The sequence below is a fragment of the Sediminibacterium soli genome (genome assembly GCF_009939225.1).
Taxonomy (GTDB): Bacteria; Bacteroidota; Bacteroidia; order Chitinophagales; family Chitinophagaceae; genus Sediminibacterium; species Sediminibacterium soli.
On record NZ_JAACJR010000003.1, the window covers coordinates 642425 to 658706 of the forward strand.

Here is a 16282-nt window from a genome sequence, read left to right on the forward strand (position 1 = left end):
ACACACCCTCCTGTGCTCCTGTCATATTTTAATTACCTTAACCGCTCTAAAAAACGACTATGAAACTGATGAGATTCCTGTTCATCGCGCTCTTTGCCATGAGCGTGATTTGTGCCGATGCACAAAAAAAGTATGAATGGAAACAGGCCAGTTCGGCCGGGTACACATACAAATATGTGTCGAACGACCCTACCAGCGCCCGTTTCTATACGCTGAAGAACGGTCTGACCGTTATCCTTTCCCCTAATAAAAAAGAACCCCGCATAGCGGTACGCATACCGGTAAGGGCGGGCAGCAATACCGATCCGGCGGATCATACCGGCCTGGCGCATTACCTGGAGCACCTGCTGTTCAAGGGTACCGATAAATTCGGTACGCAGGACTTTGCAAAGGAGAAACCGCTGCTGGATAAGATCGATGCGCTGTATGAACAGTACAACTCAACCAAAGACGAAGCCAAACGGAAGGAAATATATAAGGAGATCGACAAAACATCGGGCGAAGCATCCAAATTCTCGATCGCCAACGAATACGATAACCTGATGGCGGCCATGGGTTCTCAGGGCACCAATGCGCATACCTGGGTGGAGGAAACGGTATATGAAGAAGATATTCCGTCCAATGCTGTCGACAAATTCCTTGCCGTTCAGGCAGAGCGTTTCCGCAACCCCATCTTCCGCATATTCCATACGGAACTGGAAGCGGTGTACGAAGAAAAGAACCGTACGCTGGATGAAGACAACTGGAAATTGCAGGAAGCTTCGCATTATTACCTGTTCCCCACCAGCAACTACGGACAGCAGAGTACGATAGGAACCATCGAACACCTGAAAAACCCTTCACTGAAAGCGATCAGGGATTACTATTACAAATATTATGTGCCCAACAATATGGCCATCGTTATGTCGGGTGATTTTGATCCTGATATGCTGATCAAAAAGATCGACGCCAGTTTCGCGTACATGAAATCCAAAACGGTGCAGGAATATAATCCTGCGGCAGAAAAGCCAATAGTCAGCCCCATTGTAAAAGATATCTACGGCCCCAGCGCGGAAAGACTGCAGTTATGCTACCGGGTGGGTGCGGCGGATTCTAAAGAGGCGCTGCTGGTAACGCTGGTATCCAGCATTCTCTCTAACGGCAAAGCGGGTTTGCTTGATCTGAATCTGAACAAGCAACAGAAAGTGCTGAGCGCGGGCGCCGGAAAAAGACAGTACAAAGACTACGGCGTGTTTGTCATCAACGCATCACCCAAACAGGGTCAAACGCTCGAAGAGGCAAAAGACCTGCTGATGGGACAGATCGCCATCCTGAAAAGCGGCAATTTTGATGAATCGCTGATTAAGGCGATCGTTGCCAATTACAAACTGTCTGAAATGCAGGCGCTGGAAAACAGCGGTACCAGGGTGGATGCCATCACCGACAGTTATATCAAAAACAAAGGCACCAAATGGAACGACGATGTGGCCGAGCTGGATGAGATGAGCAGGATCACCAAGCAGGAAGTGGTTGCCTTCGCCAATAAATTCTTTGGCGACAATTATGTGCTATTGTATAAAAGAAAAGGCGAAGACAAGAACATCGTAAAAGTGGACAAACCGTCCATTACGCCTGTGGAAACCAACGCAGGCAAACAATCGGTGTTCCTGAAATCGGTCAATGATATGCCGCTGACGCCGATGAAACCGGTTTGGCTGGATTACAGCAAAGATTTTCAGCGGGCAAAATCCGGCAATGCCGAAGTGATGTATGTACAGAACATACAGAATGCGCTGTTCCGTCTGTATTATAATTACGATATGGGTTCTTACAACAACAAATACCTGCCGCTTGCCTTGCAGTACCTGCAGTTCCTCGGAACCGATAAATATTCTGCGGAAGATATCACCAAGCAGTTCTATGGTCTTGCCTGCAGTTTCAGCGCCAATGCGGGAACCGAAACCATGAACCTTACCGTCAGCGGCCTGCAGGAGAATTTTACCAAAGCGGTTTCCCTTTTCGAAGACCTGCTGCGCAATTGCAAGACCGATGAAACCGCATTGGAAGGATTGAAAAACCGTCTTGCCCGTTCACGCGCCAATAACAAGCTGAACAAGAACGCGATCATGAGCGCGCTGAGAACCTATGGCACCTACGGCGCCAAAAATCCGTTTAACTACACACTTAGCGACGAAGAGCTGAAGAACCTGAAAGCAGAAGACCTGGTAGGTATACTGCATTCGCTGCCATCTTACCAGCATCGGGTTATTTATTACGGACCCACATCGCTGACTACATTCACCACTTCTCTGCAGGCATTGCACAAACAGCCGGCATCCTGGACGGCCACGCCTGCCGCTGTTAAATTTGATCGTACCGTACAAACCGCCAACCAGGTATTGTTTGCTGATTATAAAATGGTGCAGTCCGAGATATACTGGGTAAGAAACCTGGATCAGTACAACCCGGGCAAAGAAGCGGTAGTGTCTTTGTTCAACAACTATTTCGGAGCGGGCTCTATGGGCTCGGTTGTGTTTCAGACCATCCGTGAATCCAAGGCGCTGGCCTATTCCACTTTTGCGATATTGCAGACGCCCGCCAAGAAAGAGGATAACTTCGGGTTCATTGGTTATGTAGGCTGCCAGGCGGACAAGTTTCACCAGGCAATACCGGCGATGAATGAGTTACTCACCGATCTGCCCGAGGCGGAAAAAACATTCGACAACGCCAAGAAAAGTCTGTTGAAAGATTATGAAACAGAGCGTATCACCAAAGACGATATCGTATTCAATTTCCTGGCCAACCGCCGCAAAGGGGTGGACCACGATATCCTTAAAGACATTTATGCAAAAGCAGGCGGGTTAACTTTTGCAGACATCAAGAAACTGCATAACGAAGATCTGTCCAAAAAGCCCTACGTGTATTGCGTGGTTGCGTCCGAACAGAACCTGACCATGGATGATATGAAAAAGTACGGAGATGTGAAGAAGGTATCGCTGGAGGCATTGTTTGGTTATTAGTGCCAGCAAACGGGGATCGCGTACTAAATCAGAACGTCACTTCAAAGACTGAAGTGGCGTTCTGATTTTAAGAGGTGTTATCAAGAACATGGCCGGACTAATTCGAAAAATGTCAGAAGGCGGTATTTATAATTGACATATCCTTCGTTTAAGTTAGGGCGGTCGTTGGCAGATGGTTGTCATAGATACAAACGTTTGCGCAATTTTGACAGGGTCGAAGCCGTATTTACATGCAGTCGCTATCTTTAATCACAATCAGATACCATGAAAGAAAAAATACTGGGTTTGCTGCTGCTGATTTCGGCAGCCACATCCGCTCAGAAAGCAGAGAATGTGATCATCATCACAACCGATGGATTTCGCTGGCAGGAATTGTTTGGCGGAATGGATAAGGAGATCGCAGACAATAAACGATTTCACGAGGGCGACAGCGCCGCTATTTTTTCACGGTACTGGGCAGCAGATCCCGGGGAGCGCCGGAAAAAATTATTGCCTTTTTTCTGGAATACCATCGCACAGCATGGCCGTATCTATGGCAACAGAGAATACGGCAACGAAGTGAACGTTTCCAATCCTTACTGGTTTTCTTACCCTGGTTACAGCGAGATCATGTGCGGTTATGCGGATACCGCCATTAACTCGAACGATTATAAACCCAATCCCAATACCACATTGCCTGAGTTTCTGAACAGGCAGCCGGCGTATAAGCACAAAGTGGCAGCGTTTACCGCCTGGGAGGCGTTTAACCGCATACTGAATGAACAAAGAAGCGGCATACCCGTAGTGGCAGCCTACGATCATTCGGGCGGGGCCAACCCGACAGCCAACGAAAAACTGATCAATGCCATGTTGGACGATTCCTATAAAAAATGGGGTGGTGAGTGTTTTGATGTATTTACGCATTATGCGGCGATGGAATACCTGCAGACCAAAAAGCCGAAACTGCTGTATATCTCTTACGGTGAAACCGATGAATGGGCGCATGCAGGTGCGTACCGCTCCTACCTCGATGCTGCCCACCAGTTTGATGCATGGATTAAACAGATATGGGATTTTGTGCAATCAGACCCGCAATACCGGAACAAAACCACCCTGTTCATTACCACGGATCATGGCAGGGGAGATGTACAGAAGGAAAAATGGACCAGTCATGGCGCATCGGTTGAAGGTGCCAACCAGATCTGGTTTGCGGTAATGGGACCCAATACCCCTGCCGGCGGCGAGATAAAAGAAAAAGGGCTGTACTATCAAAAACAGTTCGCGCAAACCATAGCAAAACTATTGGGCACAACGTACAAAGCTTCCCATCCCGTGGCGGAAGCGATCGGGGAGTTGGTGAGGTAAGTGTGTGGATTCCGGATTAGTGGACGATGGATTATCGGATTATTTATGGAGGGATTCGATGAATCCGATAATCCATCGTCCACTAATCCGCTGATCCATCATCCGCTAATCCATCATCCTCACTCACCCCTGAACACGGCTTTTCTTTTTTCCAGGAATGCCGTGGTGCCTTCTTTCCTGTCGGCGGTGCCGAAGCATGCTCCGAAAGCGTGTACCTCTGTTTCATAACCATTCTTTGTTTCATCGAATACCGCGTTGGCGGCTTCTATGCATTTGCCTACGGCAATGGGTGCTTTGCCGTTGATCGTATCGAGGATGCCGATGGCTTTCGGCAGTAATTCTTCTGCGGTAACCACATGGTTTACCAGGCCATATTGCAGGGCAGTGGCCGCATCGATCATAGCCGCGCTCATCAGCAGTTCCATGGCCCGTCCTTTGCCCACCAGTTGTACCAGTCTCTGCGTACCGCCATAGCCGGGGATCAGTCCAAGGTTCACTTCCGGCTGGCCAAACCTGGCGTTATCGGATGCAATGCGGAAATGGCAGCTCATGGCCAGTTCGCATCCGCCGCCCAGGGCAAAACCATTTACGCAGGCCACTATCGGTTTGGGCGACCGCTCGATACGGAAAAAAGTATCCTGTCCGTTGCGCGCCAGATCCATCGCCTGCTCCTTGTCCAGATCGCCGAACTCGGCGATGTCCGCACCGGCCACAAAAGATTTTGGACCCGCTCCGGTGATGATGACGGATTTGATAGCAGCATTCCGGTACACTTCGTCCAGTGCGGCATTGAGATCCGCAAACACCTGTTTGTTGAGTGCATTGAGTTTATCGGGCCGGTTGATGGTTATGGTGAATATTCCTTTTTCCAGAGACGTAAGCAGGGTTGTATACATGGCAGATCGTTTGGTGCAAAGATAATAACAGGTGCCTGTATTGGTATTTTGTATCTTGAGAGTATGAATTACCTCGGTGTTATCATCTATACGGGTATTTTTGTATTCGCCATCGCCGGTGCATTCAAAGCCCGTACCCACCAGATGGATATTTTTGGCGGTGCGGTGATCGCATTTACCAGTGCATACGGTGGGGGTACCATCCGCGACCTGCTGATCGGCGCGCCGATCAACTGGATGAACGATTACCTCGCCCTGGCGCTGGTGATCGGCGCGGTGATCATCGTTTCTTTTTTCAAAGCCAATCCCCTCCGTTTCCGCCGCATCATTTTTTATACCGACGCCATCGGTCTGGGTATGTTCACAGCTGCAGGTATCGACCGCAGTTATGCATTCGGATTAAACGATGGTTTTGCCGTGGTAATGGGTGTGATCACCGCCTCTTTTGGCGGACTGGTGGCCGATGTACTTTGCAGGGAAATACCCGGTCTGTTGAAAAAAGGCGAGCTCTATGCCACCGCCAGTACGGTAGGCGGTATACTGTATGTGATACTCGATCATTATGATGTTGCACACAATCCCAACCTCATCATCTGCGTTCTGGTCGTAATGTCCATACGCATTTTCTCCAACAGGAAAAAGATCTACCTGCCTGAGGTTTGAGAGGGATGGGAGGATTAGCGGATTCCCGATTCGTGGATTCCCGATTCGTGGATTCACGGATTATCTCTGTTTCACATACGAATAATGCGTTAATGCGTAATCCGCCATAATCCGTTAATCCGGAATCCACTAATCCGCGAATTCCGAATCCGCATTCCGCATTCAAAAACTTCGATGATCCGCTACCCAGGCGGAGATATAGGAGGCCACTTCGCTGGTGGGGGTGCCGGGCGCAAAGAGTTTGCCCACGCCGAGTTCGTGCAATGATCGCATATCTTCTTCGGGAATAATGCCGCCGCCGGTCAGCAGCACATCGTGCATACCCTTTTCTTTCAGCAGCGCCATCACTTTGGGGAACACCGTCATATGCGCGCCGCTGAGAATACTGATGCCGATGGCGTCAACATCTTCCTGCAGGGCTGCATTGACAACCATTTCAGGGGTCTGGCGCAGACCGGTATAGATCACTTCCATCCCTGCATCGCGCAAAGCGGTGGCGATCACTTTTGCGCCGCGGTCATGGCCATCCAGCCCCACCTTGGCAACCAGTACACGAACGGGTCTTTTCATATCCATGCAATCAGGCTGTAAAAATAACGGAAATACGATTCCGAAAAGACCCGCCGTTACCGCAGACCAAACCGTTTTTTGTCGCGAAGTATGTTTTGCTCCGCAATGATCTTTACCGAATCATCGGGCTGGCTGTAAAGAACGATCTTACATCGGTATTCTCTTGCAAACGGGTTCGTCACCGAATCGAGTACCTCCCGTTTCTTCCAGTGCTGAAAAAAAGCATCGTCTGCATCGGGCAGTTCCTGGGTAACAAACAGGAAATGGGTGTAGTTGAACCGGTCCGGCATCCAGCATACATAGCTGGCGTTATCGCTGTATATCTCTGGCAGGCCCAGTTTCTTTCCATAAAACCCAAGTGCACCGGCCTCACCGTAATTGTCTCCGTAGACCATGGTTGTTGGTTTTACAGAATCGGGCAGTGTTTGGTAAATGCGTGCGGTTTTCGCGGCCATTTCCTTCCACCCAAGCATATCGGCAAAATCCTGCGGCAGGGAATGTTCTTTTTGGTCCTCCCATCTCAGCGCACCCGATCTGCCTATGGCAGAACGCGGGTACAGGACTGCCAGTTTTGCGGGCGACTGGTAAGGCAGTATCACCGGCAGGATGGCGTAAGTGATCGCCACCATGATTACGGGCAGTATCCATTTGAACCAGGAGCCATATTTTTCCCGGGCCCATGATGCAAACCATACGCCGCCAAATGCCATCAGCGTAGGGTAGATGGCAGCGGCATAATATCCCTTTCCGTTAAAAAACAACAGCAGCGACAGGATACCGATATAAATAATGCCGATAATGATATAGTCCCGGCCTTTTGGATGTAGGATGGTATAGCCCAGTCCGCCAAGCCAGATGACCAGTGCGGGAAATGCGATCAGTAACTGGTTTACCAGGAATTCCGCACGGCTGTTGTACTGCAGCTGCTGGCGCGTTAGCAGGTCCATATGGTGCAGTACCGGGAAATGATGTGTATACTGCCAGACAAGATTGGGCAGACAGATCAGCAGCCCGAGCAGCATGGCGAAATAGAAATGTTGGTTGACCAACCATTTTCTTTTGCGCGTAAGCACTACAGCAGCAAAGAATGAGATCATATAGAACGCTATCGAATATTTACCGAGTATGCCCAGGCCAAAACAGATGCCAAGCCAGTACAGGTATTTGCTTTTGTCTGTTTGTATCCAGCAGATGATCAGGTAGCTGGCCCAGGTCCAGAAAAGCACATCGAGAAAATTGGGCTGGAACAGGATATGCATACGCAGGAACCCCGAGCAGAGAAAAGCCAGGCAGGCCATGAACACCGCTGTGGTATTACCATTGAGTTGTAAAACGATCAGGCCAACCAGTGTCACTGTCAATGCGCCGGTAATACCACCCCACATATATACGGTGGCAACCGAGCCGCCCAGCAGCTTGCTGATGAATCCGAGGAAGGCCAGCAGCGGAGGCATTTCAATATAACCCCAGGCCGGGTGATCGGCATCGGCGAGGTAAAGAAACTCATCCCGGTGCAGTTCAAAATCGGGATGGATCAGAACAAAGGGAACCAATAGTTTGATCAGCGCGAATAAGGCGATGGTGTATTTCGCGGCAGCCGTTGGTTTCATGCTGGTGATTTCTGACAAGATAAACAGATGTGGTCAAAAAACTCCATCCGTTGCACCTGTGGCAACCAGGGGCACTGCAAAACCTGCGGAATCTCTATGCCAGTAATTTCAGTGTATGCTGGATGCGATGCACGGTTTCTTCTTTGCCGATGATGGCAGCGATATCAAAAACACCCGGACCAAATTTGCCTCCCACAAGCATGATCCTGAAGGGCAGCATCAGCTCGCCGGGTTTTAACTGGTTGGTGGCCGCCAGTTCCTTGAATTCCTTTTCAAGATCGGTGGCTTCCCATAGCGTGCTTAACTGCCAGGCACGGATCAGTTCGGTGAAGAAAAGGTTTTTGGTGCTGTCCCATTTGGGTTTGATCGCCGCACTGTCAATACTGTCCGGCGTTCTGAAAAAGAAGGATGTCTGCTGCACAAAATCGGTAAGAAAAGTGCAGCGGTCTTTTACCAGCTGCAGCACTTTTTCAAGAACTGCCTGGTCTTGTATGGTTATGCCGTTTTGCTCCAGCAGTAGTTGTACCTGTTGCCGGTAGTGGTCAACCGGTACTTTCCGGATCCATTCATGGTTGAACCATTTGGCTTTCTCAAAATCAAATTTGGCCCCTGCCCTGTGTACCCGTTCCATCGAGAATTTCTGTACCAGTTCTTCCAGGGTAAACAGTTCACTGTCGGTGCCATCGTTCCATCCCAGTAAGGCAAGCAGGTTAACAAATGCTTCCGGCAAAAAACCGCGTTCGCGGAAACCCACGGTTGTTTCGTTGGTACGGGGATCCGTCCAGTCCATCGCAAATACAGGAAACCCGAGCCTATCTCCATCGCGTTTGCTCAGTTTGCCATTGCCATCGGGTTTGAGGATAAGCGGAAGATGCGCCCATTGCGGCATATCCGTTTCCCAGCCAAGGTATTTCCAGAGCAGCAGGTGCACCGGTGCAGAGGGCAGCCATTCTTCCCCGCGAAATGCATGGCTGATCTTCATCAGGTAATCATCCACCACAACAGCCAGGTGATAGGTAGGCATGCCATCGGCTTTCAGCAATACCTTGTCATCGACCTGCGCGGTGTTGAACGAAACTTCTCCCCGGATCATATCGGTAAAACGCACGGTTTCCGATTCAGGCATTTTGATGCGGATCACATAAGGACCCTTCCGTTTGTCAGCCGTTTCGGCCTCGCTCAGGGTAAGCGAATTGCACATACCCGAACGGGTGGCATGGCTGTATTGAAAATTGGGAACCTGGGCTCTTTTTGTCTCCAGCTCTTCCGGTGTGTCAAACGCATAATAGGCAAAACCGTTTTTTACCAGTTGCTCGGCATACTGGCGGTAGTTTTCTTTTCTTTCGCTTTGGCGATAGGGAGCAAAAGGGCCGCCGTGTACCGGGCTTTCGTCGGGAACCAATCCGCACCAGGCAAGGGTATCGAAAATATATGCTTCGGCGCCGGGTACAAAACGATTCTGGTCGGTGTCTTCTATCCGCACAATAAAATCCCCGCCCTGCTGTTTGGCAAAAAGATAATTATACAATACCGTTCTAACCCCACCCAGGTGCAGTCCGCCCGTGGGCGAGGGCGCAAAACGCACACGTACTCTTTTGTTCATGTTGCAAAGAAAAGAAATACCGGGGTAATATCGACTACCGGACAGGGAACATCGAGCAGGGGAATATGGATGGCGGGGATCGATATTCCTTGTTCGATAGTCAATATTCGCTTCCTTTGTGCCATGTACCTCCTCACTTCACCCTGGTGGCTTCGGATGCTGTATCCATCGCTTGTATGGCGCATGCCGGGCAGGGAGAAAGTGATCTATCTTACGTTTGACGACGGCCCGCACGGGAAGGCCACGCCGTTTGTACTGGACCTGCTGGCACAGTACGGGGCAAAAGCGGTTTTTTTCTGTATCGGTAAAAATGTGGCGGCCAGGCCGGATATCTATGCGCGGATACAGTCGGACGGGCATTCGGTGGGCAATCATACCTATCACCACCTCAACGGATGGAGAACGGACGATAATGTGTATCTCGAGGATATCCGTAAAACCGCGGCGCTGGTTACCACGCCGCTTTTCAGACCGCCTTATGGAAGGATTAGGCGATCGCAGCTCAGAAAAATCGCTTCTTCGGAGTTATCGCTGAAAACCGTTATGTGGTCTGTGCTAAGCGGCGATTTTGATACCCGCATTACCGGCGAAGCCTGTTTGCAGAATGTACTGCGCAATACCCGCGCGGGGTCTGTTATCGTGTTTCATGACAGCGAAAAGGCCTGGGAGCGGCTTTCGTATGCATTACCCCGCATGCTGGCGCATTTTTCGGCACAGGGCTATACTTTCCGGGCCATCAACCCCTGATGCCATACCGTGCAGGAGAAAAATCGGGTAGTATCTTTGCAGTATGACACTGATCGATACACATGCGCATATGTACCTGGATAATTTCAAAAAAGACATCGCTGAGGTAATGGACCGTGCACAAAAAGAAGGTGTGCAGAAAATTTACCTGCCCGGTATCGACAGCTCGGAGATCGGTCATATGATGGCGCTGGAGCAGGCATACCCCGATACCTGTGTTTCGATGATGGGGCTGCATCCCTGTTATGTGAAGGAGAACTGGCAGGAAGAACTGGGAATTGTGGAGGCATGGCTGGGCAAAAGACAGTTTGCCGCGATAGGGGAGATCGGTCTTGATTTTTACTGGGATACAACTTTTGCCAGAGAACAGCACCAGGCCTTCCAAACCCAGCTGCAATGGGCGCTCGACAGAGACCTGCCGGTGGTGATACATACCCGAAACGCCATGCAGGAGGCCATCGATACCGTAAAACCCTTTGCTGATAAAGGACTGCGCGGTATTTTTCACTGTTTCAGCGGCCATGCACAGGATGCGGCCGCGATCAGTCAAATGGGTTTTTACCTGGGTATCGGCGGGGTGATCACCTATAAGAACGGCGGGTTACCCGAAGCCCTTTCGGCCATCGGCCTGGAACATATGGTGCTGGAGACAGATGCCCCTTATCTGACGCCGGTGCCGCACCGGGGAAAAAGGAACGAAAGCAGCTACCTGACCTATATTGCCGCAAGGCTGGCGGAAGTAAAAAACACCCCTTTAGCGGAGGTAGCGGCGATCACGACCGCCAACGCCCAAAAAATATTCGGATAGTAGCGCTGAAAAGCTATTTTTGCACTCCCCAAAAAGGGGAATAGGGAGGTGTCCGAGCGGTTGAAGGAGTTCCCACAGTACTGTGGGGAGAAAGTTTGTAAACGGTATAAAAGAATATAATAAACAGAGAGGTGTCCGAGTGGTTGAAGGAGCACGCCTGGAAAGTGTGTATACGGGAAACCGTATCGAGGGTTCGAATCCCTTCCTCTCTGCAAATTCCGCATTTGGCGGAATTTGTTATTTTATCCAGGTATTAACACTCTAATTAAATTGAGTCCGTCAATGCAATTTTGCCTGCTATGGGAATTGATGACAAGCATTTTTATGTTTACATATTACAGAGTATAAAAGATTTCTCCTATTACATAGGTCAATGTGATGACCTGGACAGAAGAATGTCAAAACATTTTGACGGACTTAGCAGGTATACAGCTTCCAAGCGTCCGTGGCGCTTGCGGTATTTTGAGGTCTATTACTCTCGAACAGATGCTCTAAAACGTGAGCGTCAAATCAAGTCGATGAAGTCAAGGAGGTACATTGAAAATTTACTGGTATCAAAATTTGGAATGTCTGATTGAGTGTCAACTGATCTTGCGCAATTATCATGGTAGAAGCCAGGATTGAAATTGCCAACGTAGTAAATAGTTTCATTTTTTATAGTCATTTGATATTATCACGGGCATCGCATGACACATAACTCTTAAAAGTACGCTATTTACTTTAAAACAGCCCTGCGTTCCAAAGTAATATCTATACGCTGTATATCGCGTTGAATGGTACAGGATCATTGCAATCTGATCTTGCAATCCGGGAATGATAACGTTTAATCGAGGACTGAATAGCTGTCATTAATACCCGTGTCGCGGGTAAAGATGCGTTGGCGGTCAGTCCAGATTTTCAGATATTGGTCTTTTAAATCATCGGACAAAAAAGAAGCCCTGATCAGGTCATTCACCTGCGCATTTTTAACGGAAAATTTTTTGAACACATTCTCCATCGCCTTTTCAGGGATCTGTAAGGCTTTTGCCAGGACCCGCAAGTCTGTTAATTTGATCTTGCGCTTTTTGCCGTTTAAGGTCATGCCCAACTCTTCCATATCCCTGGGATTGATGAGCTGTACATTGAGCAGGTCATATGCGGGGCTCAGTGCAATGCCTTCTTCCAGGTGCATCAGGGTAAAATTTTTCAGGTGCATATCATTATTACCGCACAGAAAAGAGAACAGTACCAGTTCAAAATAGCCGAGTGCATCCAGACCCGCATTGGTACAATACTGCCGTACGAGTTTGCCTGCTTTTTCGTAAGAGCTTTTATATTTATTCGCAGTCGGAAAACCTGCTACCTGGCAGAGATCCTCTTGGTGGATCTTTTTGCCTTTTTTTCGGTCGAAGCGCCTGGCGATATATACCAGGCTTCCATCTGAGGCGCGCAGCAAACAATGATCGCATACAGGTATACCGAACAATACTGCTATGTGCATGGTCAGATCTTCTGTTTCAGGCATGGACGCAAAAAGCCGGTGCTGGGGCTTTAATATATACTCGCCCCAGAGACCGACAATGGCCAGACGTATGTTCTGGTTCTTTTCGCCTTTCCGTACCTTTTCGAGTGTTACGGATAGCTTGGGCTGAACACCGGTAACGGCTATGCGTTCGTTGATGGTTCGGCTTGCCATTTCCTGCAGTAACGCATCGTTCAGTTCCACCGAGGGGACCTGTTCAGTTCCAAAGAACCGTTTTGCGCATGCGGGATGGTACTCCACCCTGTCTGCATCTTTGTAACAAAACCAGCAATTACCCATGGTCTTTATTTTTCCCGTCTGGTAAAACAGTTACCGCACCGATGGTGTCACGGCAGCCGGCCAGCAACAATTCAAACCGGTCATCTTCCCGCAATTTCCATTGGTCGATGGCGACCGTCAACAACCAACCTTCGGGTATCAAGCCATCAAAAAAAGCAAACAGCACTTTGTCTTCGTAGGGTTCGGCGCGCAAGGGCAGCGTCACGCTTACCGGCCTGGCAGCTTTACTGTCCAGGTATTCTTGTTCATAACGAAATTCATAACCGTTATCGGTCTGCGTGATCACGCCTGCCAAATACTCGTTATAGTATATCAGTCCGCGCTTATTCATGGGTTATTGGTTGAATGATTTTTTGGGGCAGCCACCAGTTCCATCCCAAAAAGGTCCAGCAGTTGGTTCACTTTGTCCATGCGCATCGATTGTTTACCCTGTTCGATCTCACGGACCAGCCGTAAGCCCAGACCAGATTTAACGGAGAGATCATGCTGTGTCATGCCCAGTTTTTTACGGCGCTCCTTGATGAGTTTGGATAATTGATTCATTATATACCCATTTGGGTATAAAAATAAGAAATCTATTTAAATTATACCTAAAAGGGTATAAATAATGGAATAAATGAATAAATTATACCAGATAGGGTATAAATCACACCACTCAACAGTGTCAAACTATATTTTCGGAAAGTCAGGGACGCGATGCCGTTGGATACTTCGATACCGCCATTGTTCAGCGGTTTTCTATGCCGATGGAATGCCATAGTAATCAAAAGCAGCTCAGGAGATCAGTGACAGGAGACAACAGCAACTTAATAAGAACTGGCTCGCTCCGTTTGCAAACATGATCGGGGGATAAACTGCCCATCCCGGTAAACGGATGGGGTCTTGTTACAATCCTCACGCTTAGACCCTGTTGCAGGGGAGATTTTTCACCTTTTTCCGGAAACTCCCTGTCTTTTCCTGTAACATTATCTTCAAACCGGCGATTAGCCTATTGTACAACGCTTTTACTAACTGTATTTGGAACTCCTGGAGACGATAACAACCGAAGAAATGGTGGATATGTGTAAGAACGGCGATCCCGCCGGCTTCACAGGACTGTATAACCGCTATGCTAAAGAGGTGTACAACAGTATTTACCGGTTGGTAGGACATACGGCTGAAGCAGAGGATGTTTTACAGGAGAGTTTTGTGGCGGCTTTCCAGGCGATTGGGGGTTACCAGCATACGGGAGGGTTCAGGGCATGGGTGAAGCGGATTGCCATCAACAAGTCTGTGTCCCTGCTCCGTAAGAAAAAAGTGCGTATGGTGGAACTTGAGCCGGCCGACGGCGTAAACGAAGAGGCGCCGATTGATGAGCACCGGTTCAGTTTCACCGTCGAAAAGATACAGCAGGCGCTTGAACAGTTGCCCGATCCGTACCGCAGGGTTTTTCAGTTGTATGTGATAGAGAACATACCCCAGGTGGAGATAGCCGAGATGCTGGGAATCGCCAATAACACGGTTCGGATACAGTACCACCGCGCCAAACAGAAAATATTGAACCTACTGAAAGAAAACGGATACCATGGATAATCAGCTCGAAAAATTCGTCCGCGATAATGCCGGTGCATTTGATACGCGCACGCCGGATCCGGCAGTGCTGGCGCGTATTCAGCAGCAGCTGGCAGGCGCCAGCGGTAAAAAACAGCGCGCGGTGCTGGTACCGATACGGGTGGTTCGGTTTGCCGCAGCATGTCTGGTTCTGCTGGCAGGCGCAGCCATTTTCTGGATCGCCCGCCAACCGGAACCCGCGGCCAAAGACATAGCCAGGGGGGCGGTGCCGTCAGATTCCAATATGACACCGTATCAGCAGCCGGTGGTAACAGACCAGCCGTCTGTGGTAAAAGAGCCGGCAACACTGGCAACAGTGCGTACACCGGCAGAAGAAAAAACGAACAACACATCCGTTATCGAGCGCAACCGGCAAATGATCTTCGCCAGGCTGCAGGATATGGATGCCCCCAGCCAGCGTATGATCGCAGCTTCGGAAGCCCTGAAACTGTCCGATATCGACCACGATATCATCGATGCACTGACAAAAACACTGAATAACGACCCCAATACCAATGTGCGGCTGGCTGCCCTGGAAGCGCTGGGTAAGTTTCAGCGGGAATCGTACGTAAAGAAGAAACTGGTTGAATCGCTGAAAAAACAGAGCGATCCCATGGTACAGATCGCATTGATCGATATGCTTACCACGCTGCGCGAAAGAAAAATACTGCAGCAGCTGGATAAGATGGTTAACGACACCAAAACCATGGATGCGGTAAAAGACCACGCGTATTCCAGCATATTCACGCTAAGATTGTAATGATAAACCAACATACACAAGGCAATGCGCACCATACTGGTTCATGCATGACAGTGCTGTGCAATGCCGCTTATCTGTAAACAAAACAAAAACAAAACGCAAATGAAAAAGTATCTGATAGTAACCATGGCAGCATTGTTCGCCATCACAGCCCTGCAGGCGCAGTTCAAACTCGCAAAATCAACCGGCAAGCTGGTCATACATCTCTCCTCTGTCCGCGTGGAAGGATATTCCGGCAGTGAGATCATCTTTACATCCGGCAGGCATGAAAAAGACGATGATGAAAGAGCCAAGGGGCTCCGACCGATCAACGGTTCCGGTCTTTCGGATAATACAGGCATAGGGATCAATGTAGCTGACAAGGGCAATACGGTGGAGGTTAACCAGGTGTCCAGCCGCGACGGTGAAGTGGTGATCAAAGTGCCGAAGTCAATGAGCGTTTCCTACACTTTTGATAAAGTGATGAATGCAGGAAAATCAGAATTCAAAGACCTTGATGGCGAGTTGGAAATATCCGTACAGCATAACAAAGTTTCGCTGGAGAACGTAACGGGTCCGCTTACTGTAAAATCCGTGTACGGTGGTGTGGAAGCCAGGTTCAAGGACAATATCAAAGGCCCGCTTTCGCTGGTATCCATTTATGGTTTTGTGGATGTGGCAGTGCCGGCAACCACCAAAGCCAATATCAGTATGAAAACCTCTTATGGCGAGCTGCTGGCCGCATCCGGGCTTAATATCGAACTGGAAAAAACAACCAGCGGCGATATGATACGCTACAGCAACAGCAATGTAAAAGGTAAACTCAACGGCGGGGGCACCGAGCTTACACTGCGCTCAGACTACGGAAAAATCTACCTGCGTAAGGCGGAATAATCATCAACACTAAATCAA

16 protein-coding genes and 1 tRNA gene are annotated in these 16282 nt (G+C 49.2%); 10 read left to right on the top strand and 7 right to left on the bottom strand.

The window, feature by feature from the left end; all coding sequences use genetic code 11:
* Positions 1-59 precede the first annotated feature (59 nt).
* Positions 60-2999 carry a M16 family metallopeptidase gene (locus tag GWC94_RS02925; RefSeq protein WP_161833489.1) on the top strand — a complete coding sequence of 980 codons (2940 nt, stop codon included), beginning with the start codon at positions 60-62 and terminating at the stop codon, positions 2997-2999.
* Positions 3000-3263: 264 nt separating this feature from the next.
* Entirely contained in the window at positions 3264-4343 is a 1080-nt protein-coding gene (locus GWC94_RS02930; RefSeq protein ID WP_161833490.1) for an alkaline phosphatase family protein, read from the top strand.
* A gap of 119 nt (positions 4344-4462) precedes the next feature.
* Here GWC94_RS02930 and GWC94_RS02935 read toward each other — a convergent pair whose 3' ends face one another.
* Positions 4463-5239 (bottom strand): enoyl-CoA hydratase/isomerase family protein, encoded by a 777-nt coding sequence (locus GWC94_RS02935; protein WP_161833491.1) that lies wholly within the window; start codon positions 5237-5239, stop codon positions 4463-4465.
* A 63-nt stretch (positions 5240-5302) separates the two neighbouring features.
* Here GWC94_RS02935 and GWC94_RS02940 point away from each other — a divergent pair, with 63 nt between their 5' ends.
* Positions 5303-5902, top strand: a complete 600-nt coding sequence (locus GWC94_RS02940; RefSeq protein ID WP_161833492.1) for a trimeric intracellular cation channel family protein — start codon at positions 5303-5305, stop codon at positions 5900-5902.
* Positions 5903-6064: 162 nt separating this feature from the next.
* Here the strand turns inward: GWC94_RS02940 and GWC94_RS02945 are convergent, their stop codons facing one another.
* From GWC94_RS02945 to gltX, 3 genes are all read right to left on the bottom strand, one after another.
* A complete protein-coding gene (locus GWC94_RS02945) occupies positions 6065-6478 on the bottom strand; it encodes a cobalamin B12-binding domain-containing protein (protein ID WP_202628615.1) in 414 nt (137 codons plus the stop codon).
* A 50-nt stretch (positions 6479-6528) separates the two neighbouring features.
* Positions 6529-8082, bottom strand: coding sequence for a glycosyltransferase family 39 protein (locus GWC94_RS02950; protein ID WP_161833493.1), 1554 nt, complete (start codon positions 8080-8082; stop codon positions 6529-6531).
* A 94-nt stretch (positions 8083-8176) separates the two neighbouring features.
* Positions 8177-9685 (bottom strand): glutamate--tRNA ligase, encoded by a 1509-nt coding sequence (gene gltX / locus GWC94_RS02955; RefSeq protein WP_161833494.1) that lies wholly within the window; start codon positions 9683-9685, stop codon positions 8177-8179.
* A gap of 123 nt (positions 9686-9808) precedes the next feature.
* Here gltX and GWC94_RS02960 point away from each other — a divergent pair, with 123 nt between their 5' ends.
* The 4 genes from GWC94_RS02960 to GWC94_RS17065 all read left to right on the top strand — a co-directional run bounded on the left by GWC94_RS02960 (position 9809) and on the right by GWC94_RS17065 (position 11818).
* Positions 9809-10432: a polysaccharide deacetylase family protein gene (locus GWC94_RS02960; RefSeq protein ID WP_161833495.1), complete on the top strand. Its 624-nt coding sequence runs from the start codon at positions 9809-9811 to the stop codon at positions 10430-10432.
* A 43-nt stretch (positions 10433-10475) separates the two neighbouring features.
* The gene (locus GWC94_RS02965) at positions 10476-11240 is read left to right on the top strand and encodes a TatD family hydrolase (RefSeq protein ID WP_202628616.1); all 765 of its coding nucleotides are present in this window, start codon (positions 10476-10478) and stop codon (positions 11238-11240) included.
* 125 nt (positions 11241-11365) lie between these two features.
* Positions 11366-11452: transfer RNA gene (locus GWC94_RS02970), tRNA-Ser, on the top strand.
* Between the two features lie 87 nt (positions 11453-11539).
* Positions 11540-11818, top strand: coding sequence for a GIY-YIG nuclease family protein (locus GWC94_RS17065; RefSeq protein ID WP_161833496.1), 279 nt, complete (start codon positions 11540-11542; stop codon positions 11816-11818).
* A gap of 245 nt (positions 11819-12063) precedes the next feature.
* On the opposite strand, the gene GWC94_RS02980 is transcribed toward GWC94_RS17065, so the two are convergent.
* Genes GWC94_RS02980 through GWC94_RS02990 form a run of 3 tightly spaced genes read right to left on the bottom strand, consistent with a single transcriptional unit; the run spans position 12064 to position 13584 of the window.
* Complete coding sequence (locus GWC94_RS02980) at positions 12064-13041, bottom strand: HipA domain-containing protein (RefSeq protein ID WP_161833497.1); 978 nt, start codon at positions 13039-13041, stop codon at positions 12064-12066.
* Entirely contained in the window at positions 13034-13372 is a 339-nt protein-coding gene (locus GWC94_RS02985; protein ID WP_161833498.1) for a HipA N-terminal domain-containing protein, read from the bottom strand. The genes GWC94_RS02980 and GWC94_RS02985 overlap by 8 nt, the downstream gene beginning before the upstream one ends.
* A complete protein-coding gene (locus GWC94_RS02990) occupies positions 13369-13584 on the bottom strand; it encodes a helix-turn-helix transcriptional regulator (RefSeq protein WP_161833499.1) in 216 nt (71 codons plus the stop codon). Before GWC94_RS02990 ends, GWC94_RS02985 begins: the two co-directional genes overlap by 4 nt.
* A gap of 474 nt (positions 13585-14058) precedes the next feature.
* Here GWC94_RS02990 and GWC94_RS02995 point away from each other — a divergent pair, with 474 nt between their 5' ends.
* From GWC94_RS02995 to GWC94_RS03005, 3 genes are all read left to right on the top strand, one after another.
* On the top strand, positions 14059-14613 hold the full coding sequence (locus tag GWC94_RS02995; RefSeq protein WP_161833500.1) for an RNA polymerase sigma factor: 555 nt from the start codon (positions 14059-14061) through the stop codon (positions 14611-14613).
* On the top strand, positions 14606-15391 hold the full coding sequence (locus GWC94_RS03000; RefSeq protein ID WP_161833501.1) for a HEAT repeat domain-containing protein: 786 nt from the start codon (positions 14606-14608) through the stop codon (positions 15389-15391). The genes GWC94_RS02995 and GWC94_RS03000 overlap by 8 nt, the downstream gene beginning before the upstream one ends.
* 102 nt (positions 15392-15493) lie before the next feature.
* Positions 15494-16264 carry a DUF4097 family beta strand repeat-containing protein gene (locus GWC94_RS03005; RefSeq protein ID WP_161833502.1) on the top strand — a complete coding sequence of 257 codons (771 nt, stop codon included), beginning with the start codon at positions 15494-15496 and terminating at the stop codon, positions 16262-16264.
* The last annotated feature ends 18 nt before the right edge of the window (positions 16265-16282 follow it).

Coding starts and splice junctions, on each gene's coding strand:
- GWC94_RS17065 (WP_161833496.1), top strand. CDS start 11,540: ATGGGAATTGATGACAAGCATTTTTATGTTTACATATTACAGAGTATA.
- GWC94_RS02940 (WP_161833492.1), top strand. CDS start 5,303: ATGAATTACCTCGGTGTTATCATCTATACGGGTATTTTTGTATTCGCC.
- GWC94_RS02925 (WP_161833489.1), top strand. CDS start 60: ATGAAACTGATGAGATTCCTGTTCATCGCGCTCTTTGCCATGAGCGTG.
- GWC94_RS03005 (WP_161833502.1), top strand. CDS start 15,494: ATGAAAAAGTATCTGATAGTAACCATGGCAGCATTGTTCGCCATCACA.
- GWC94_RS02990 (WP_161833499.1), bottom strand. CDS start 13,584: ATGAATCAATTATCCAAACTCATCAAGGAGCGCCGTAAAAAACTGGGC.
- gltX (WP_161833494.1), bottom strand. CDS start 9,685: ATGAACAAAAGAGTACGTGTGCGTTTTGCGCCCTCGCCCACGGGCGGA.
- GWC94_RS02950 (WP_161833493.1), bottom strand. CDS start 8,082: ATGAAACCAACGGCTGCCGCGAAATACACCATCGCCTTATTCGCGCTG.
- GWC94_RS02985 (WP_161833498.1), bottom strand. CDS start 13,372: ATGAATAAGCGCGGACTGATATACTATAACGAGTATTTGGCAGGCGTG.
- GWC94_RS02965 (WP_202628616.1), top strand. CDS start 10,476: ATGACACTGATCGATACACATGCGCATATGTACCTGGATAATTTCAAA.
- GWC94_RS03000 (WP_161833501.1), top strand. CDS start 14,606: ATGGATAATCAGCTCGAAAAATTCGTCCGCGATAATGCCGGTGCATTT.
- GWC94_RS02935 (WP_161833491.1), bottom strand. CDS start 5,239: ATGTATACAACCCTGCTTACGTCTCTGGAAAAAGGAATATTCACCATA.
- GWC94_RS02960 (WP_161833495.1), top strand. CDS start 9,809: ATGTACCTCCTCACTTCACCCTGGTGGCTTCGGATGCTGTATCCATCG.
- GWC94_RS02945 (WP_202628615.1), bottom strand. CDS start 6,478: ATGGATATGAAAAGACCCGTTCGTGTACTGGTTGCCAAGGTGGGGCTG.
- GWC94_RS02930 (WP_161833490.1), top strand. CDS start 3,264: ATGAAAGAAAAAATACTGGGTTTGCTGCTGCTGATTTCGGCAGCCACA.
- GWC94_RS02980 (WP_161833497.1), bottom strand. CDS start 13,041: ATGGGTAATTGCTGGTTTTGTTACAAAGATGCAGACAGGGTGGAGTAC.